The following is a 20,225-nucleotide window of genomic DNA, read 5'->3' on the forward strand; positions in this document are numbered from 1 at the left end:
CTTAAAACAGCCAACCAACAGGGAATTGCTTCGACATGGCAACACTGAATACCAGGTAGATTAATGCAACAAAGATGACTGTTGACGCAGTCAGAACTTTCACATTACGGCAACCGAAGAAATAAGAAACGGCCGGAACAAAGACAATTACCGTCGGGAAAAAGCCGACATATTGGATAGAAGTCACCAGTACAAAGATAGCTAACAGAGCACTAAACACCCGTTTTGGTGATTTTAAAACAGCCTCATCTTTAGTACTTTCCTGTAATGATTTTTTTATTTCACCGATTAATGCTAATCCGGAAAAAACCATTAATAGTATCAGCATTGTTTGCGGTAACATCCCCGCTTCTGAACTCATTTCAAAAGCCGGAATTAATAAACCACACGCAGCAGCAATAATGACCAAATAAATAAGAGATATAGGCTTTAATATTGGCTTTAGTATTGTTTGTGTGATCGCACTCATAAACACCCCCGTGTTAATACAGCTTAATAATGTGAGCCTAATGGCTCACATTATGTTTAATTGCTTAAGTTATTCTTGACTTAGGTTATTGTTATTGACTTAGTCAAGTCGCGTAAGCGTTATTTCCAAGGTGTTTTTTCCCAAACGTCCTGGGCAAGTTTTAACGTTTCTGTGTTGAGACGTTCAAAATCATCACCCAGAGAAACAGATACCGGGTTGGCAGTCGCTTTCATCTTGGCCAAAAACTCCGGGTCTTTGGCCATTTGGCTGAACGCATTCAGTAGCTTAGCTTCCACATCTTCTGGCAGACCAGCCGGGGCCACGAAACCACGCATCGCGCCATTGATGAAATCGACACCTTGTTCTTTAAAGGTGGCAATCGAAGGATCAAATTCTGAACGTTCCGATTGAGACAAGCCAATCACGTTAAGTTCATCTTTGAATTCAGTCACTTCTGAAATATTCAATACCGCTGCTTTCACATGACCACCCAGTACGGCGGTACGGGCTGCAGAGGATCCTTTGAACGGGATAATGTTGAATTGTGTATCGGTGAGATCTTTAAATTTGATTAGACCAAGATGGTCATCACCGCCCAGGCTGGACATGCCGATTGGCAGAGGACGGGAAGCCTCTTTCACTGTCTCAATGAATTTTTGCAGGTTATCGATGCCACTTTTTTTCGCGGTCACAATCACGTTCGGATCGTTAACGATATTAGCAAGGTAGGTGAAACTGTTGGCATCGTAAGCAGACTCGCGATCCAGAGTCCGTGCCATCATACCCGGTAGGTTATAAGTACCGATGGTGTAACCATCCGCATCAGCGTGCGCCACTTCGGTGATACCGATTTGACCACTAGCACCCGGAACATTTTTTACCACAATAGTGGCACCATCACCGAGGTATTTTTCCAGATAAGGTGCTACATTTCGTGCCATAACATCTGTGCCGCCACCCGCAGCAAACCCTACCACCATAGTGATCGGTTTCTCCGGGTAGTTAGCCATTGCAAGTGTCGAGGTAAGACAGCAGACAGCCGTAGTTACGGTTTTTAAAATTGAGTTAAACATGCGTTTCTCCATTTAATTATATTTATAATAATGTTGCATACTCAAGTAACTGCACACAGAGACAGTTAAAGCTTTATCATTATTTTCATTTAGTGTCACAAGATAAAGATAGATATACCCATATCCAAATTGTTTGAACGTAAATGAGAGCAATGACTAACTTATACGGATTAGCATGAACTTTAGTTATAATAAAAATGATAACCACACGTTTAATTTATCGTAAGCAATACCTTATTCTTACTGATGTTATTAACGTTCTGCAAATCCTTTGCACTGTATACTCATAATTTAATTACTTGAGTATTTTTATCTTTCAGAGCCTTTTATTAATTTATTAAACAAACGCGACAAGACAATTAATGTTTACAATCCTGCGCATCCTTTACTAAGCAGAGCTTTATCAACCCAGGTACGGTCGTTCAAACCTTGTTTGATTGCCGCCATCTGTTTCACTTCTTTGTCCTGTTTCTCCAGGGTACTTTCCAGAATCCACTGAGCGTCATCCAGCGGTACCGCCAGCACACCATCCGAGTCACCGATCATGATGTCACCCGGATGAATCACCATGCCATCAATACTGACAGGAACATTGATCTCGCCCGGGCCATCTTTAAACGGACCGCGATGCGTCACACCAGCAGCAAACGTTGGCAAATTGGTCTCGCGGAACGCATCCAGGTCACGAATCGCACCATTGATGACAAACCCCACCACACCTTTATTGATCGCATGTGCCAGCATCAGTTCACCCATCAGGGCATTGGCAATTTCGCCGCCACCGTCCACCACTATCACATCGCCCGGTACCGCCATGTCGATCGCTTTGTGCAGCATCAGGTTGTCACCCGGACGGCTTTTAACCGTGATAGCTGAACCCAGCATCTGACCAGAAGTGTGCATCGGGCGCAGAGTTGGACCACCAGCAAACAGACGGTTCATGGAATCAGACACGTTCGCAACCGGCAGATCTTTGTAAGCCTGCAGCAGCTCTTGTGACGCGGTACGCTCTCTGGCGTTAATTTTAAACCCAACACTCATATCATCTATTCTCCGTTCTGTACAAAATCTTGTGGTGAAGCCATTAACTTACGGTTAATAACGCGATGGGCCGGCAGTTTTTCACCTGCAGTGATGGTAAGAATGCCTTCAGCCGCACTGATACTGACCCGGGTACTGCCTTCGTTGGTCACACCGGCAATATGTGGTGTAACCACAATGTTGTTGTGTTGGAAGAAAGGATGATCAGCCGCAGGCGGCTCAACAGCAAACGTGTCCAACCCTGCGCCCGCCAGATGCTTAGATTCAATCGCCGCCACCAGCGCCAGTTCATCGATCAGCCCCCCACGCGCAGTATTGATGATGAAACTACCGGCCGGCAGCTTGGCAATACTGTCCTGGTTAATGATTTGGCGGGTTTCTTCTGTCAAAGGAGAATGCAGGCTGAGAATCTGACTGTTGGCCAGCAGTTCATCGACGGTTGCACAGCGCTGCACCGAGAATTGCTCAAACAAAGCATCTTCAGCATACGGATCGTAACCAAACAGATTGATGTTCAGTCCTTTGGCAATCCGCGCGGTTTCCTGGGCAATCGAGCCCATGCCCAGCAAGCCCATATTCTTGCCCGATACTTCGTAGCCGGAAAAACCTGGTTTTTCCCAACGGCCGCAACGCAAGCTGTCGTCAAGCGGCAGAATTTGTTTGGTGACGGTGAGCAGCAGCGCGATGGTATGTTCAGCGACCGATACTGCGTTCGCACCTGACGCCACTACCACAGGGATGTTGCGTTCAGCAGCCGTCTGGATATCAATGTTGTCCACCCCGACGCCATGCTTGGCAATCACTTTCAGGTTTGGCAGTGCGGCATCAATCACTTTGGCAGTGATCTTACCCATGCGAGAAATGATGCCCACCGGATGATGTTGCTCCACCAACTGCAGCAACTCTTCTTCCTGGCTGTAAGGTGCGGTATGCACCAGAGTAAAGCCCTGCTGTTGCAGGAGCTTGGTCGCGGAACTCGCTAGATCGGGTCCAGTGACAATAATCGTCTTTTGCATATTTTTATTATCTTTTCGTAGTGGTATCAGCAAAACATGAAGGCGCTGGATAGTGATGAAAGAATCATTTCCAAACCTCCACTACCTCGAAAAGTAGACTACAAAACAAAAAACTCTTATGGTAGCGAATAAAATTTAACATTTAGTAAAAGAAAGGTTTACAACTTGGATACGAGACAGCTAAAAACCTTGGTATCTATCTGGAAGCACGGCACTTTTGCCAAAGCCGCTGCAGACGTCTGCCTGACCCCGGCCGCAGTCGGTCAACAAATCTCGGCTTTAGAGCAGGAGCTGAATGTTTGCCTGTTTGATCGCAGTAGTCGCCCGCCAAAACTGACGCCACAAGGCCTGCAAGCCATTGAAATGGCCAATCAAATCCTGCGTCTGGAAGAAGACACCAAACTGTCATTGAAAGGCGATTTAGTCTCCGGAACGTTCGTGATTGGCGCAGTACGCTCCAGTGCGCTCAATCTGCTTCCGGCGGCTATGGTCGAGATGAAAAAAGACTTCCCAAGTCTCAAAACCAACCTCAAAGTCGGTGACTCCAGTTATCTGGTGTCGGAAGTCGCTTCAGGGCAGTTGGATGCGGCCATCATCGCCGAGCACGTCAAAATCCCGACTAATCTGAAATGGAGCCCGTTCATCAGCGAGCCCCTTTGGTTGATCTCTGCCCAGGACTTAAGTGGTTTGAGTTTGAAGGAAATTCTGACCCAGCAACCCTTTATCCGTTTTAGTAACAATGTGCCGCTGGCCAACTTGATCAATACTGAGTTGTCGCGCATGGAAGTCACCACTCAGGATGTGGCTGAGGTCGATAACATTCAGTCAATTATTACCTGTGTTCAACATGGTCTGGGCGTGTCCGTGGTTCCGCAGATGTCGATAAACCCGTCACTGTCTGGCTATTTCAAAGTGCCGTTTGGTACCCCGCAGATTCATCGTCAACTGGGTATCGTCGAACGTCAGTCAAGCCCGCGTAAAGCCGTGATTGATCAGCTGCACGAAATTCTGGCTGCGAAAATTCACGCAGCTCATGAACAGCTCAATGAAGACAGTCAAAACCAGCATGGCCAGGCCTAATCCCGAGCCAAAATCTTTTAAATCAAGGAATTATATTTCGCCATCTGGCCACCGAACACAAAAAAGAGGAAAGCATATGCCTTCCTCTTTATTTATCTGCCAGGGAGCGAGTCATGCGCTGGCATCACTCAGTTTGCTGTGCCGGACTTAGCTGGTCACCAAACGGCGTTGCGCCATCATTTTCCAGCGCAGCACGTCAACGAGCAAAAATAGCAACAGACTGCAACCGAGCACCGGCAGGGCCAGACCTAAACCAATCGCCACCAGCACGGTCAGCAACTTGCTGAGCGGAGCCAGATGAGACCAGATATAACTGATGGTTTCTTTCTCAGAGTTTACTGCCGGGCGGCGCTTCCACCACATGATGTACCCCATCACGATCATAAAGCACAGAGTCAGGCCGAAAGCAGCCAGCACAATTTGGTTCGGCACGCCAAACAATACCCCCATATGCGCATCAATGCCCCAGCGAATCAATTTGGCAATCAAAGGATAATCGCTAAAATTAGCCCGGCTGGTAATCGTCATCGATTGAGGGTCAACCGACACACTGTCGACCTGGGTCGGCCAGGAGCGGTCAATCTCACTCACTACCCAGGCGCGAGAAGCGTCATAAGAAGGGGTCAGCTCGATTTTGCTCGCTTCGATGCCCGCACTCCTTGCCAGCGCTAGCACAGGATCAAACAGTTGATCGATCAGTTGCGGTTGTGTACTCAGAGCAGAGTCAGCCTCGACAGGCAATGAGCGATTCAGTGACGGCGTGACCCAACCAATGCTCTTACGCCATTCGGCAATGTTACTACCCGCCCATTTTGACCAGGTTAAGCCGGTGGCGGAGAAAAACACCAAGCCGACCACAATAATCAAACCCGCTTTCTGATGACGCTGCTTGGCTTTCAGGTACGAGTTTCTGCTGTTGCTCTTCGCCGGGCGTTTTGCACGATACCAGAGCAGTAAGCCGCCCAATGCCGCTAACCACATCCAGGATGCCGCCAGCTCACTGTAAATACGGCCTATTTCGCCGAGCAGTAACCCACGATGAAGGAAATCAAGCGTGGTCATAAACGGCAGGATGCCACTGGTGCCGTAGGTCGGCAACGTATCCTGCACAGCGAGCGTAACCGGATCGACAAATACAGTCAGGCGCTGCAGGCTATAATCCGGATCGGCAAACAACACCCGGGTAGTAAAACCTTCACCTGTCGCGGGCCGCACAGCGGTCAGTTTGAGCGGGCGCTCTAGTGACTGGCGCGCAACCTCGATCTGTTGCTGTAACGAATGCGCCTCACCGTGCGACGTGGTGGTCAGAGCATGCTGATAGAGCTGCTGCTCAATCTGCGGCGAGACCACGTACAGTGTGCCGGTCAGGGCCGCGACGAAAATAAACGGGCCAACGAACAACCCGATGTAAAAATGGAGCCTTTTAATGAGCGCAATGATTCCCAGGCGAGAATCTTGCGATTGATTACCTTTCATAGTGACTTTCTCTTGCTGATTTAATGATAGTTATGCTTCAGGCAGAGAAAAAAGGCGGTGCGCGCGATTGGAGATGGTCCAGCACCCAGCGGTTAACATTAACTGCATAGGGAAAGAGGATATGAAGGGTATTAACTGCATCCGCCACGCTCAGAGAGGCGTCGCTCTGACTATACCAGCTCAGATGCGACAGTAACTTACAGTAGCCACACCAATGATGCAGCAACGAGTTATCATCGCGGACGGCTTGCATTCCACTCTGCTCGGCCGACGCGTGCATATGACTATGCTGCGCCTGGGTCTGACTGGGCAAACCGGCGTCATGCGTCATTACCCATTGCGACACAATAGGTGCGGTATAAAGCAGGGCGACTGACAACAGGGCAGAAAAAACAAACAGCTTCACTGTCCACCCGAGTTGCCGGCGGGTATTTCTCACAAAAATGCAGGCTCTGAGCGTAAAGGAGCGCGTAATGTAACAAAAAACGGCCTGAAGTTACATCCCGGATGGCGGCACAAGCGAGCTTGCTAGGCCACGATTTTGTTAGCGAATGTTGACAGAAAGACCTCGCTACCCTCGGTCGGCACCTTTATCTCACCCACACCATCAGCCTCGCTTATCAGGCACCTCCGACTTCCCGACCTTAGCTATGCATCTGGGTTGAGCCAACCCGGCCCGATTGCGTATAATTTTTGTTCAGCAATCTAAAACCTTAACTTTCCTTGGTTGTTATTAGCGAAACAAAGCTGGATAATATCGGGATCGGAGTTGCAAACTTATAATATTATGACCGAATATCTTTTGTTGTTGGTCGGCACTGTGCTGGTAAACAACTTTGTACTGGTAAAATTTCTGGGCTTGTGTCCTTTCATGGGCGTGTCGAAGAAACTGGAAACCGCAATTGGCATGGGGTTGGCGACCACGTTCGTCCTGACTCTGGCCTCAGTGTGCTCATACCTGGTGGAAAGTTATATCCTGCGTCCGCTCGGCATTGAATACCTGCGCACCATGAGCTTTATCCTGGTGATCGCCGTGGTGGTGCAGTTCACTGAAATGGTGGTGCATAAAACCAGCCCGACCCTGTATCGCTTACTGGGTATCTTCCTGCCGCTGATTACCACCAACTGTGCCGTGCTCGGCGTAGCGCTGCTTAACATCAATGAGAACCATAATTTCATCCAGTCGATCATTTACGGTTTTGGTGCCGCGGTTGGCTTCTCACTGGTTCTTATCCTGTTTGCCTCGATGCGTGAACGTATCCATGTGGCCGATGTCCCAGCGCCATTCAAAGGTGCTTCGATTGCCATGATCACGGCCGGATTAATGTCACTGGCCTTTATGGGCTTTACCGGTCTGGTGAAATTGTAATGACAACTATTTTAATCGCTGTTTTAGCGCTTGCCGCGCTCGCTGCGCTGTTCGGAGCTATTCTCGGTTTTGCCTCAATCCGCTTTAAGGTCGAGGCGGACCCGATTGTTGACCAGATAGACTCTATTCTGCCGCAAACTCAGTGTGGCCAGTGCGGCTACCCGGGTTGCCGCCCGTACGCCGAAGCGATCGCCAATGGCGATGCTGTCAACAAATGCCCTCCGGGCGGCCAGGCCACGATTGAAAAACTGGCTGATTTGATGGGGGTCGATGTACCCGAGTCAGCCCACGACCTGAGCGAAAACGTCAAAACCGTTGCCTTTATTCATGAAGACATGTGTATCGGCTGTACCAAATGCATTCAGGCCTGTCCGGTCGATGCGATCGTTGGCGGCAACAAAGCACTGCATACCGTGATCGAAAGTGAATGTACCGGCTGCGATCTGTGTGTCGCGCCCTGCCCGACCGATTGTATTGAAATGATTCCCGTAGCCACCACTACGGAAACCTGGAAGTGGCAAATGAACGCCATTCCTGTTGTTAATGTGACTGACTCTGCTGCGGATGAAAATAATGTGTCAGGCAGTTCGCACAATAAGGTGAGTTAAGGACGGGTATGTTGTCATTAATCGAACAAATTCGCAGCGGTTACCTGTGGGATTTCCCCGGAGGCATTCATCCGCCGGAAAATAAACACCAATCGACCAAAACGCCACTGGTTGAAGCCAGTCTGAGCAAGGAGCTGGTGTTGCCGGTCAAACAGCACATCGGTAAACCGGGTGATCTGCAGGTCAAAGTCGGCGATAAAGTGCTTAAAGGCCAGCCGCTCACCACATTTTCTACCACCTTTATGTTGCCGGTCCATGCACCGACATCCGGCGTGGTCAGTGCCATTGAACCACGCACCGTTGCCCATCCGTCCGGTCTGAGCGAGTTGTGCGTGGTAATTGAGCCGGATGGCGAAGACACCTGGTGCCAACGCCACCCTGTGGCTGACTACACCCAATCCAGCCCGGAAGCGCTGATCGAAATCATCCGCAACTCAGGTATTGCCGGTCTCGGCGGTGCGGGTTTCCCGACTGCGAAAAAAATCCACTCCGGCCTGTCACGGGTCGAGATGCTGATCGTCAACGCCGCCGAATGTGAACCTTACATTACCGCCGATGATGCCCTGATGCGCGAACATGCCGAGGAAATCATTGCCGGTATTGGTGTGGTCGAACACATCCTGCAGCCTAAGCTGACCATTATCGGCGTAGAAGATAATAAGCCGGAAGCGATTCGTGCCCTGGAACAAGCGGCACAAGGCAAAGACATTGTGATTCGCGCCATCCCGACCAAATACCCTTCCGGTGGCGCCAAACAGCTGATTAAGCTGCTGACCAACCAGGAAGTCCCGGCCGGAAAGCACTCCGCTGATATCGGTGTCATCGTACAGAACGTCGGTTCTATCCATGCGATTAAACGTGCGGTGATTGACGGCGAGCCGCTGATCAGCCGTGTCGTCACCTTAACCGGTAACTCATTTAAACAGCCACGCAATGTCTGGGTACGTCTGGGTACGCCGATTCGTGCGCTATTGGAAGAGTTTGGTTATCAGCCGGATAAAAAGCTGCCGCGCCTGATCCTGGGCGGCTCCATGATGGGCTTCACCCTGCCGCACGCTGATGTGCCGATCGTCAAGATCGCCAACTGTATTCTGGCGCCGACCCGGAGAGAAATCCCCGAGCAGTCCTATGAGATGGCCTGTATCCGTTGTGGTCAGTGTGCTGATGCTTGTCCGGCGTCCTTGTTGCCGCAGCAGTTGTACTGGCACTCCAAAGCGGAAGAGTACGACAAGTGCGAAGAGCTCAATATCAAAGACTGTATCGAATGTGGTGCCTGTGCCTACGTCTGCCCGAGTGAAATTCCGCTGGTACAGTACTATCGTCAGTCCAAAGCGGAGATCAAAACCCGCCAGCGTGAGGCCGAAGCCGCCGAACGTGCTAAACAGCGTTTTGAAGAGAAAAACGCGCGTATGGAACGCGAAAAAGCTGAGCGGGAAAACCGCTTTAAGAAAGCTGCTGATGAGCGTCGCACAGAGATGAAAGCCAGCGGTGGTGATGATGCTATCGCCGCCGCTATTGCCCGGGTGAAAGCGCAGAAAGCCCAGGCAAGCAGCAGTGAAGAGGCACCGGTCAAACCTGCGGTCGCCGCTGCAATTGCCAAAGCGAAAGCCAAGCAGGCTGAAGCTGCCAAAGCTGGCGCGGCCGAACCGGACAACTCTGAAATGGCCAAGCTGCGTGAAGAGCGCAAACGCCAGGCCAGAGAGCGTAAAGCTGAAAAAGCTTCGGATACAGACAGCAGTGCAGAGCGCAGCGATAAACAAGATGCGGTTGCCGCGGCCATTGCCCGCGCCAAAGCACGTAAAGCGCAAGCCGCCGACGAAGCCAACGAAGCTCAGCCTGCAACAGACAGCGCCGAGCAGGATCCGAAGCAAGCCGCGGTCGCTGCGGCCATTGCCCGCGCCAAAGCGCGTAAAGCTGCCCAGCAGGCGCAAGAAGCGACTGACGCTGAGCCAGAATCGGACAGCGCTGAAGAGGATCCGAAAAAGGCCGCGGTCGCTGCGGCCATTGCCCGCGCCAAAGCGCGTAAAGCAGCCCAGCAGGCGCAAGAAGCGACTGACGCTGAGCCAGAATCGGACAGCGCTAAAGAGGATCCGAAAAAGGCCGCTGTCGCCGCGGCCATCGCCCGCGCCAAAGCGCGTAAAGCAGCCCAGCAGGCGCAAGAAGCGACTGACGCTGAGCCAGAATCGGACAGCGCTGAAGAGGATCCGAAAAAGGCCGCGGTCGCCGCGGCCATCGCCCGCGCCAAAGCGCGTAAAGCAGCCCAGCAGGCGCAAGAAGCGACTGACGCTGAGCCAGAATCGGACAGCGCTGAAGAGGATCCGAAGAAAGCCGCTGTCGCCGCTGCCATCGCCCGCGCCAAAGCGCGTAAAGCAGCCCAGCAGGCGCAAGAAGCGACTGACGCTGAGCCAGAATCGGACAGCGCTGAAGAGGATCCGAAAAGGCCGCTGTCGCCGCGGCCATCGCCCGCGCCAAAGCGCGTAAAGCAGCCCAGCAGGCGCAAGAAGCGACTGACACTAAGCCCGAATCGGACCTCGCTGAAGAGGATCCGAAAAAGGCCGCCGTCGCCGCCGCAATTGCCCGTGCCAAAGCGCGTAAAGCAGTGCAACAGGCACAAAATAGTGAACCGAATTCTGAGGAGAATAACTAGTGGGCTTTTTTATTGCCAGCTCCCCACATGCGCGTGTTAAGCGTAGCACCGCTGATATGATGAAATGGGTTGCCCTGTGCGCTCTGCCAGGTTTACTGGCGCAAAGTTATTTCTTTGGTTTTGGTACCCTGATTCAACTGACTTTTGCCATCATCATTGCCCTGTTGCTCGAAGCCGGGGTGATGCTGCTGCGCAAGCGACCGGCCTCATTTGCACTGCGTGACTACAGCGCTGTCGTCACGGCCTGGCTGTTGGCGGTTGCGATTCCGCCCTTATCCCCTTGGTGGATAGTGGTGATAGGCCTGATTTTTGCGATTCTGATCGGTAAGCACTTGTACGGCGGCCTAGGGCAGAACCCGTTTAACCCGGCCATGGTTGCTTACGTGGTCCTGTTGATCTCGTTTCCGGTTCAGATGACCAGTTGGCTGGCTCCGGGTGAACTGACGGCGGAACCTGTATCTCTGCTCAACTCGTTCTCTCTGATCTTTACCGGTTTTAATGTTGACGGCCTGTCGCTGCAGCAGATCCGGACCGGCATTGACGGCGTCACCATGGCCACACCGCTTGATTCGCTGAAAACGTCGCTGCGAGCCGGACACACAATGGCAGAAGCGATGGCGCAACCTCAGTTCAGCGGCCTGGCCGGTGTGGGCTGGGAATGGGTCAACCTGGCGTATCTGGCCGGCGGCCTGGCGCTGCTGAAACTCAGAGTCATCAACTGGCATATTCCTTTTTCTTACCTTGGTGGCCTGCTGGTGGCCAGCGTATTGATGATGTTGCTGGCACCCGGAACGACGGCATCACCTATGATGCATATGTTATCCGGTGCAACCATGCTCGGTGCGTTTTTCATTGCTACCGACCCGGTGACGGCGTCAACCACCACTAGAGGTCGCCTGATTTACGGTGCCTTTATCGGCGTGATGGTGTTTATTATCCGCAGTTGGGGCGGTTTCCCTGACGGTGTCGCATTCGCAGTATTACTGGCCAACATGTGCGTGCCGCTGATCGACTACTACAGCAAACCACGTACCTACGGACATTAAGGAAGCGCACTATGTTATCTGCAATTCGCAAAAATGGCCTGATCCTGGCAGCCTTTGCCTGTGCATCAACTGGCGTAGTAGCCTTGACCAGCTATCTGACCCAGGATCAGATTAAAGCGCAGGAAAATGCCCAGTTACTGTCGGTTCTGAATCAGGTGGTACCCAAGCGCCTGCATGATAATGAACTGTCTCAGGCCTGTACCCTGGTCCGCGATCCGCTGCTCGGAACCGATCAGGCGATGCCGGTTTACCTGGCCAGCCGCAATGGTCAACCAACCGCGCTGGCGATTGAGTCCATCGCTCCGGACGGCTATAACGGTGCGATTAAAATTATCGTTGGTATCCAGAATGACGGCACCATAACCGGAACCCGTGTACTGGCACATCAGGAGACTCCGGGCCTCGGTGACAAAATTGATCTGCGTATTACCGACTGGATTCTCAACTTCAGCGGGAAAAAAAGTCACCGCCGATAATCAGGCTGACTGGCGCGTACGTAAAGACGGCGGCCAGTTTGACCAGTTCACCGGCGCGACCATTACACCGCGAGCTGTGGTTAAAGCCGTGAAACAGACCGTACAGTTCGTCAATCAGAATCGTGCTCAGATTCAGGCGCAACCATTAAACTGCGGAGAATAAGACGATGAGTGATCATAAAACTCTGATCAAAAATGGCATGTGGAATAACAACCCGGCGCTGGTCCAGCTACTGGGCTTGTGTCCGCTGCTGGCGGTCTCTTCAACCGTGACTAACGCGCTGGGACTAGGCATTGCGACCCTGCTGGTGCTGGTTGGCTCAAACGTGACCGTCTCGCTGGTGCGTGATTATGTGCCGAAAGAGGTTCGTATCCCGGTCTTCGTGATGATCATTGCGTCCTTGGTAACCTGTGTTCAACTGTTGATGAACGCCTATGCCCATGGCCTGTACCTGTCACTGGGTATCTTTATCCCGCTCATCGTCACCAACTGTATCATTATCGGCCGAGCTGAAGCCTTCGCGTCAAAAAATAATGTACTGCCTTCAGCCCAGGACGGATTCTGGATGGGACTGGGCATGACCTCGGTTCTGGTGGTTCTGGGTACGCTGCGCGAAGTGATCGGTCAGGGTACCCTGTTTGACGGCGCTGACCTGCTGCTGGGCGACTGGGCAAAAGCCCTGCGCATCGAGATTTTCCATTTCGATAACAGCTTTTTGCTGGCCTTGTTACCGCCCGGTGCGTTTATCGGTGTCGGTCTGCTGATTGCGGCAAAAAACATCATCGATAAAAAAATTGCTGAGCGTCAGCCGAAACAGGAAAAACCAGCCATCGAACGTGTCCGAGTGACCAATGTGTAACACCGCACTGGTGCCAGACAGCAGCCGTCAAGGAAACCATCATCACAATGAATAACAGTAAACGTGTCGAAATTCTGCAGCGACTGAGAGACAACAACCCCAATCCGCAGACCGAGCTTAACTGGAACTCACCGTTTGAACTGCTGATCGCCGTGCTGCTGTCGGCTCAGGCGACTGACGTGAGTGTCAATAAAGCCACCGATAAGCTGTATGCGGTGGCCAATACTCCTCAGGCCATGTGGGACCTCGGCGTGGATGGCGTCAAAGACTATATCAAGACCATAGGTCTGTTTAACTCCAAAGCAGAAAACGTGATTAAAACCTGTCGTATTCTGCTCGATCAACATCAGGGTGAAGTGCCGGAAAACCGCGAAGCACTGGAAGCCCTGCCGGGTGTCGGACGCAAAACCGCCAATGTGGTGCTCAACACGGCATTTGGCTGGCCGACGATTGCCGTCGACACCCATATTTTTCGAGTTTCGAACCGTACTAAATTTGCCATGGGCAAAACGGTGGATGACGTTGAGCACAAACTGCTGAAAGTTGTTCCGAAGGAGTTCAAACTCGATGTACACCACTGGCTGATATTGCACGGCCGCTACACTTGCGTAGCACGCAAGCCACGTTGTGGCAGTTGCATTATTGAAGACCTGTGCGAATTCAAAGAGAAAGTTTACCCGGAAAGCTAGGAGTCCATTATGTCAAACAACCGTATTCTTCATACCATGCTACGCGTTGGCGATCTTGATCGTTCAATTGAGTTTTACACTCAGGTTATGGGTATGAAACTGCTGCGTAAAAACGAAAATACCGAATACAAATACACTCTGGCGTTCGTAGGTTACGGCGATGAGTCAGAAGCCGCTGTTATCGAGCTGACTTACAACTGGGGTGTGGAAGAGTACGAGCTGGGTAACGCATTCGGCCATATCGCGATCGGCGCAGATGACATCTACGCAACCTGTGAAGCGATCAAAGCAGCGGGCGGCAACGTTACACGTGAACCAGGTCCGGTAAAAGGCGGCAGCACCCATATTGCGTTCGTTAAAGATCCGGACGGCTACATGATTGAGCTGATCCAGAACAAGCAAGCCAATGCTGGCCTGGAAGGCTGATTGTGCGGCTATCCGCCGCTAATTTGTCTGTCAACAAAACCGCCCGAGTGGCGGTTTTGTTTTATCTCCCTGCAATATACATGGTTTACATGATAATAATTATCATTTAGATTATATTAATCCGTGTTATGTTGGTTGATGAGGAGAATCATTCATGACAATCAAAGAGTGGGAGCAACACACATTACTGGCCGATATCGCCATGCAGCAAGCCGATCATCTGCGTGGTATCCTGCACTACCAGCAGGCCCTGACCTTAAGCGATCGTATCGGTACCCGCTATGACGTTGAAATGGAAGATCGCCTGCTGATCTCCGTCATCTCCTGTCACAACATGGCCAGTTTCTGGCGCACGGTCGGCGATGATCAGTATGAGCTCAAGTATCTGGAGCTGGCATCAGAGCGGGTGCTGACGCTGATCCCGCAATGCCAAAATCCAAGCTGTGAAGCCTTCGTCGATTCATTGGGCTGCTGCAAAAAAGCCCTGATAGAATTTATGAAACGCCACCCGAATCCAGAGTTAGCGAAATTGGTTAAAGACATCGACAGCGCCTCCAGTTGCAACCTGATTGCCAAGTTCCGTCTCAACTAATTGCGTCTGAGCTAACTGCGTCTTAACGAATTGCGTCTTAACTAAGTGCGCCTTAACTCATTCCGTCGAAACTCATTTCGTGAAACAAATGAGCCGGCATAAACAGGGCTGACCAATCAGCCCCTCAGTCATGACCACTTTCTAGGCTGCGGTCTCAGACCTGAGTGCGGCCGAGAGAAATGACTACCCGACGGTTTTTGTCTCTACCGATTGGTGAGGCGTTGTCGGCAACAGGACGACGTTTGCCATAACCCTGAACCTGGATTCGGTCCGCAGACAACCCCAGAGACTGGAAGTAATTCTGCAGCGACTCAGCGCGCTTCTCAGACAGGCTCTGGCTTTCTCCTTTACCCAGCTCGGAATCGGTATAGGTCGACACCAGAACCAGATCGATGTCCTGATTGTAACGAATGTACTCGGCAATCTGCGCCAGACGTTTCTGCGAGGCTTTATTGAGCTCAATGCTGTCACCCCGGTCGTAATGCAGAATGGTGAACGAAATGTCTTCAAAGCTGTATGGCAGCAGGTTGGCGATACAGTCACTAAAGACATTATACTGTGGCTGGAACAACACCGAAGACAACGCCACTTCAATGCGCTGATTGCGACTCTGCCAATCCTGATAGCTGAAAGTCGGATAACGCCCCTGCTCCAGTTCGCTGAGCAGAGTCCAGGCAGTCTGTCCACCAATATAACCATCAAACTGCTTGAAAAACTGAATGTTGGTGATGCGGTCGGCACTTTCCCCCGGCCGCCAGGCCGGCGGCATGGAAATCAGGCTGACATCCCGCGTTTCACCCATCGGACGACGCATTTTCAGTTCAAAGTCGAGGTTCATTTTTTTACTGGCGTGAGCCGTAAACACCGCATCGCCGTAATTGGGAATCGGGTGCACCAGCTGACACTCGAGTGGAGTGTTGGTCAGCATCTGCCAGCTTGACTGTTCCGGTTTTGCCACATAGCGTTTTTCCATTGCCGCTGCAGACATCGCGCTACAGACACTGACCGTCACCAGACTTGATACAACCCATTTATTCATAAGGACTTACTTCTCTTTTCCTGCTGCGTGGCAATGACGGTATTTTGCCACTGCACTGTTTCTTAGTACTAGGATGCAAAAAGCTCGCCAATCCTTAATTTTTAATGTGCAAAATAGCCGCGTCCGCCATACCGCTCAGGCTTTGACTGCTGTTTTTCTCGCACAGGAAACGGATTCGATCCCTTTGTGCTATCAGGCTCGCATCGGGCATCAATTAATTGCGTTTTAATCCGCTGTGTTGGTTTTTCTTACTGGGAGAATCTGCAATAATGCTGCCCCTATCACATAAGCTAGGGATCACATGACGGATACAAATGAAGCTCTGACCTTGAAAAAACGTTTTCGTGGCTATTTCCCGGTGGTTATCGATGTCGAGACCGCAGGATTTAACCCACATACCGATGCACTGCTGGAGATCTGTGCGGTGACGTTAAGTATGGATGAAAACGGTGACCTTCACCCGGCTTCTACCATCCATTTTCATGTAGAGCCTTTTGAAGGTGCCAACCTGGAAAAAGCCGCGCTGGAATTTAATGGTATTCGTGATCCTTTCAGTCCGCTGCGCGGTGCGGTGAGCGAAGAACACGCCCTTAAAGAGATCTACAAACAAGTGCGCAAAGAGCAGAAAGCGGCCGATTGCAGCCGCGCAATTATCGTCGCGCATAACGCCGCTTTTGATCACGGCTTTGTGATGGCAGCCAGCGAACGCTGCAAGCTTAAACGAGTTCCGTTCCACCCCTTTGCAACCTTTGACACCGCGACATTAAGCGGATTGGCTTACGGTCAAACAGTACTGGCTAAAGCCTGCAAAGTCGCAGGGATGGAATTTGACAACCGTGAAGCCCATTCAGCGCTTTACGACACACAACAAACCGCGGAGCTATTCTGCGGCATCGTCAACAAATGGAAAGCCCTTGGCGGCTGGCCGTTGGGCGACGATGACAATGAACTTGAATAATAATTAATTTTTGCATTATTGACCGAGAAGTATATGAATCCTGTAGTTATTTCTGTCTGTGTCATGCTGATCCTGGCGCTGATGCGCGTAAACGTCGTGGTTGCCCTGACGTTTAGTGCCATCGTTGGTGGCCTGGTTTCCGGCATGGATCTCAATAGTACGGTGGCAGCGTTTGAAAGCGGCCTGGGTGGTGGTGCGACCATCGCACTCAGCTACGCAATGCTGGGCACTTTTGCCGTGGCTATTTCTAAATCGGGCGTCACCGATTTACTCGCACAAAGCGTCATTAAACGTATTCATGGTCGTCATAGCATGGCCGCGTCGACCGGAATGAAGTACGCGATTGTGTTCGCTCTGCTGCTGATGGCAATGTCATCGCAAAACCTCATCCCGGTGCATATCGCTTTCATTCCAATTCTTATTCCGCCTCTGTTGAGCGTATTTGCCAAACTGGGTATTGACCGTCGTCTGATTGCCTGTGTGCTGACCTTTGGTCTGATCACGCCTTACATGGTACTGCCGGTTGGTTTTGGCGGCATTTTCCTCAATAACATCCTGCTGAAAAACCTGCGTGATAACGGCCTTGAGCATGTCACGGCAAGCCAGATACCTATGGCCATGCTGCTGCCAGGCCTGGGCATGGTATTCGGCCTGCTGGTTGCGATGTTCTTCTCTTACCGTAAGCCACGTGTATACCAGGAAACCGAACTGACGACCATCAGCCAGGAAACCACCGCAATCAATAAAATGCACATTGCTGTCGCCGGCGTTGGTATCGTGGTTGCGCTTGCCGTACAACTGGCAACCGGTTCAATGATCATCGGTGCTCTGGCCGGATTTATGGTGTTCACCTTTGGTGGCGTGATTGCCTGGAAAGAGACGCACGACGTCTTCACTCAAGGCGTGCACATGATGGCGATGATCGGTTTTATCATGATTGCAGCGGCAGGTTTTGCCGCAGTAATGAAAGCAACCGGCGGCGTGGAAGATTTGGTTCAGGCTCTGTCGACCAGTATCGGCGACAACAAACCACTCGCGGCACTGCTGATGCTGGTTGTCGGTCTGCTGGTGACCATGGGTATCGGCTCGTCGTTTTCAACCATTCCGATTATTGCCACTATCTACGTTCCGCTGTGTATCGCGTTCGGCTTCTCGCCTATGGCAACCATTGCCCTGGTGGGTACCGCAGCCGCACTGGGTGATGCAGGTTCACCGGCATCAGACTCCACGTTAGGCCCGACATCAGGCCTGAATGCAGATGGTCAGCACGAACACATCTGGGAAACCGTGGTTCCGACCTTTATTCACTACAACCTGCCACTGATTGCTTTCGGCTGGCTGGCGGCGATGGTGCTTTAGTTTAGCGCTTGCATCACGCACAAAGGCTTCCCGCAGGAAGCCTTTTTTATCTCTCAGGGCCTCTCTCCTCCATTGCTCTGTCATCGATGCCCTCCTCTCACAGCCACTGCCGTTTGACAGCCAACATCCCGGGTAATGACAACGCAGCGGTTTGCTCTGCCGCTTCATTAACGCCATGCGACCAACACGGCGTCACTGCACAGTCCCAATAGTCGCAATAGTCGCCACAGCAACGCATTCATTACGGGACAATCCAGGTCTGGATCGCTGTATTCCATGACACCACAGATAAGATGTCAGCGCACTTTACCCGTAAATTCATGGGCTCATGATCCTGTATGTATGAACCGATACGACCAGACAACCTGGCTGGCTGAACGGCAGGCATAAAAAAGGCTTCCCGAAGGAAGCCTTTAGCAATAAACCGTAGCTAATACTGATGGTACAGGGGCTTAAGCGCCTTCGTTGTACAACTCAAGGTTGGCCAGCTCTTGCTGAATCTCACGCTCCGTCTTGGCATCATCGCTGCGCATCGACTCCAGGAAGTCCAGGTATTGCTGGTCGATATCGCCCGTCACGTATTCGCCGTTAAACACTGAAGTTTCAAACTTAGCGATGTCCTGGTTACCCACGCGTACCGCATCAACCAGATCATCCAGTGTCTGGAAGATCAGTGCGTCAGCACCAATTTGCTTACAGATCGCATCGTTATCACGCCCGTGTGCAATCAGTTCGTTTGCACTTGGCATATCGATACCGTAAACGTTCGGGAAACGAATTTCCGGCGCCGCAGACACCATGTACACTTTCTTCGCACCTGAATCACGCGCCATTTCAATGATCTGCTCTGAAGTCGTGCCACGAACAATCGAGTCATCCACCAGCAGTACGTTCTTGTCTTTAAATTCAGAACGGATGGTGTTCAGCTTACGACGAACCGATTTCTTACGCTGTTGCTGACCTGGCATAATGAAGGTACGGCCTACGTAACGGTTTTTCACGAAACCCTGACGGTATGGCTTATCCAGCGCCTGAGCAATCTCCAGTGCGATATCACATGAAGTTTCAGGGATTGGGATCACGACGTCGATATCCAGGTCGCTGAAATCAGCCTTGATACGCTCACCCAGTTTTTTACCCATTTCAACGCGTGCGCTGTACACCGAGATTTTGTCGATGAATGAATCAGGACGGGCAAAGTAAACGAATTCGAAAATACATGGATTCAGAACCGGGTTATCCGCGCACTGTTTAGTGAACAGTTCGCCTTCAAACGTCGCGTAAATCGCTTCGCCCGGCGCGACATCACGCATAAAGTCGAAACCAACCGCATCCAGAGCCACAGACTCAGACGCCACCATGTATTCAGTACGGCCGTTCACTTCACGTTTCCCCAGACACAAAGGGCGGATGCCGTTCGGGTCACGGAATGCAATCATGCCGTGGCCGATGATCATCGCTGTCACCGCATACGCGCCGCGAATAGTACGGTGCACGTTAGCAATGGCACGGAATACATCGTCCGCAGTCACGTTACCTTTTACTGTGTCGATCTCGTGCGCCAGAACGTTCAGCAGCACTTCTGAGTCCGAAGTGGTGTTGATGTGACGACGGTCTTTCTCGAACAGTTTCTGACGAACTGCCGTGGCGTTGGTCAGGTTGCCGTTGTGTGCGAGGGTGATACCAAATGGTGAGTTTACGTAGAAAGGTTGAGCTTCTGATGCGCTGGAGCTGCCAGCAGTCGGGTAACGAACATGGCCGATACCCACAGAACCCTGAAGACGCTGCATGTGCTTAGCTTCAAACACATCCTTGACTAAACCGTTCGCTTTACGCAGACGAAAACGATTGCTTTCGATGGTACAAATACCAGCGGCATCTTGGCCACGATGCTGCAATACCGTTAACGCGTCATAAATTGACTGGTTTACAGGCGTTGTACCCACGATTCCAACAATACCACACATGTCCTAATCCTCGATTTGCGACAATAGCCGGCGC

The 20,225-nt window shown here is 51.5% G+C and carries 19 protein-coding genes and 1 pseudogene; 12 read left to right on the plus strand and 8 right to left on the minus strand.

Going from position 1 to position 20,225, the window contains the following annotated elements; all coding sequences use genetic code 11:
• Position 1: 1 nt before the first annotated feature.
• The 4 genes from KNV97_RS14050 to KNV97_RS14065 form a co-directional block, all read right to left on the minus strand.
• Positions 2-469, minus strand: a complete 468-nt coding sequence (locus KNV97_RS14050) for a tripartite tricarboxylate transporter TctB family protein (protein WP_136484379.1) — start codon at positions 467-469, stop codon at positions 2-4.
• 119 nt (positions 470-588) lie between these two features.
• Positions 589-1,542 carry a tripartite tricarboxylate transporter substrate binding protein gene (locus KNV97_RS14055; RefSeq protein WP_136484380.1) on the minus strand — a complete coding sequence of 318 codons (954 nt, stop codon included), beginning with the start codon at positions 1,540-1,542 and terminating at the stop codon, positions 589-591.
• Between the two features lie 366 nt (positions 1,543-1,908).
• Positions 1,909-2,583, minus strand: coding sequence for an RraA family protein (locus KNV97_RS14060; RefSeq protein WP_136484381.1), 675 nt, complete (start codon positions 2,581-2,583; stop codon positions 1,909-1,911).
• 5 nt (positions 2,584-2,588) lie between these two features.
• Positions 2,589-3,599: a hydroxyacid dehydrogenase gene (locus KNV97_RS14065; RefSeq protein ID WP_218562159.1), complete on the minus strand. Its 1,011-nt coding sequence runs from the start codon at positions 3,597-3,599 to the stop codon at positions 2,589-2,591.
• A 165-nt stretch (positions 3,600-3,764) separates the two neighbouring features.
• Between KNV97_RS14065 and KNV97_RS14070 the strand changes: the two genes are divergently transcribed.
• On the plus strand, positions 3,765-4,679 hold the full coding sequence (locus KNV97_RS14070; protein WP_218562160.1) for a LysR substrate-binding domain-containing protein: 915 nt from the start codon (positions 3,765-3,767) through the stop codon (positions 4,677-4,679).
• A gap of 147 nt (positions 4,680-4,826) precedes the next feature.
• Here the strand turns inward: KNV97_RS14070 and KNV97_RS14075 are convergent, their stop codons facing one another.
• Positions 4,827-6,155, minus strand: a complete 1,329-nt coding sequence (locus KNV97_RS14075; RefSeq protein ID WP_218562161.1) for a PepSY-associated TM helix domain-containing protein — start codon at positions 6,153-6,155, stop codon at positions 4,827-4,829.
• 37 nt (positions 6,156-6,192) lie between these two features.
• A complete protein-coding gene (locus KNV97_RS14080) occupies positions 6,193-6,594 on the minus strand; it encodes a DUF2946 domain-containing protein (RefSeq protein ID WP_218562162.1) in 402 nt (133 codons plus the stop codon).
• Between the two features lie 348 nt (positions 6,595-6,942).
• Between KNV97_RS14080 and rsxA the strand changes: the two genes are divergently transcribed.
• The 9 genes and pseudogenes from rsxA to KNV97_RS14125 all read left to right on the plus strand — a co-directional run bounded on the left by rsxA (position 6,943) and on the right by KNV97_RS14125 (position 14,868).
• On the plus strand, positions 6,943-7,524 hold the full coding sequence (rsxA, locus tag KNV97_RS14085; RefSeq protein ID WP_136484405.1) for an electron transport complex subunit RsxA: 582 nt from the start codon (positions 6,943-6,945) through the stop codon (positions 7,522-7,524).
• Entirely contained in the window at positions 7,524-8,132 is a 609-nt protein-coding gene (rsxB, locus tag KNV97_RS14090; RefSeq protein WP_218562163.1) for an electron transport complex subunit RsxB, read from the plus strand. Before rsxA ends, rsxB begins: the two co-directional genes overlap by 1 nt.
• 8 nt (positions 8,133-8,140) lie before the next feature.
• Positions 8,141-10,819 (plus strand): electron transport complex subunit RsxC, encoded by a 2,679-nt coding sequence (rsxC, locus tag KNV97_RS14095; protein WP_456119794.1) that lies wholly within the window; start codon positions 8,141-8,143, stop codon positions 10,817-10,819.
• A complete protein-coding gene (rsxD, locus tag KNV97_RS14100) occupies positions 10,779-11,825 on the plus strand; it encodes an electron transport complex subunit RsxD (protein WP_136487938.1) in 1,047 nt (348 codons plus the stop codon). The genes rsxC and rsxD overlap by 41 nt, the downstream gene beginning before the upstream one ends.
• An 11-nt stretch (positions 11,826-11,836) precedes the next feature.
• Positions 11,837-12,464: pseudogene (rsxG, locus tag KNV97_RS14105) on the plus strand (electron transport complex subunit RsxG).
• Between the two features lie 4 nt (positions 12,465-12,468).
• The gene (locus tag KNV97_RS14110; protein WP_136487940.1) at positions 12,469-13,161 is read left to right on the plus strand and encodes an electron transport complex subunit E; all 693 of its coding nucleotides are present in this window, start codon (positions 12,469-12,471) and stop codon (positions 13,159-13,161) included.
• A gap of 47 nt (positions 13,162-13,208) precedes the next feature.
• A complete protein-coding gene (gene nth, locus KNV97_RS14115; protein WP_136487941.1) occupies positions 13,209-13,850 on the plus strand; it encodes an endonuclease III in 642 nt (213 codons plus the stop codon).
• Between the two features lie 9 nt (positions 13,851-13,859).
• Positions 13,860-14,276 (plus strand): lactoylglutathione lyase, encoded by a 417-nt coding sequence (gloA, locus tag KNV97_RS14120; protein WP_136487942.1) that lies wholly within the window; start codon positions 13,860-13,862, stop codon positions 14,274-14,276.
• Between the two features lie 154 nt (positions 14,277-14,430).
• On the plus strand, positions 14,431-14,868 hold the full coding sequence (locus KNV97_RS14125; RefSeq protein ID WP_136487943.1) for a DUF2753 family protein: 438 nt from the start codon (positions 14,431-14,433) through the stop codon (positions 14,866-14,868).
• A gap of 154 nt (positions 14,869-15,022) precedes the next feature.
• Here the strand turns inward: KNV97_RS14125 and motY are convergent, their stop codons facing one another.
• On the minus strand, positions 15,023-15,907 hold the full coding sequence (motY, locus tag KNV97_RS14130) for a flagellar protein MotY (protein WP_136487944.1): 885 nt from the start codon (positions 15,905-15,907) through the stop codon (positions 15,023-15,025).
• A 301-nt stretch (positions 15,908-16,208) separates the two neighbouring features.
• Between motY and rnt the strand changes: the two genes are divergently transcribed.
• Both rnt and KNV97_RS14140 read left to right on the plus strand, forming a co-directional pair.
• A complete protein-coding gene (gene rnt, locus KNV97_RS14135) occupies positions 16,209-16,865 on the plus strand; it encodes a ribonuclease T (protein ID WP_218562164.1) in 657 nt (218 codons plus the stop codon).
• Positions 16,866-16,898: 33 nt separating this feature from the next.
• Positions 16,899-18,224, plus strand: coding sequence for a Na+/H+ antiporter family protein (locus KNV97_RS14140; protein WP_136487946.1), 1,326 nt, complete (start codon positions 16,899-16,901; stop codon positions 18,222-18,224).
• 452 nt (positions 18,225-18,676) lie between these two features.
• On the opposite strand, the gene purF is transcribed toward KNV97_RS14140, so the two are convergent.
• Positions 18,677-20,191 (minus strand): amidophosphoribosyltransferase, encoded by a 1,515-nt coding sequence (gene purF / locus KNV97_RS14145; protein WP_218562165.1) that lies wholly within the window; start codon positions 20,189-20,191, stop codon positions 18,677-18,679.
• Between the last annotated feature and the right edge of the window lie 34 nt (positions 20,192-20,225).

The organism is Vibrio ostreae (assembly GCF_019226825.1).
GTDB lineage: Bacteria > Pseudomonadota > Gammaproteobacteria > Enterobacterales > Vibrionaceae > Vibrio > Vibrio ostreae.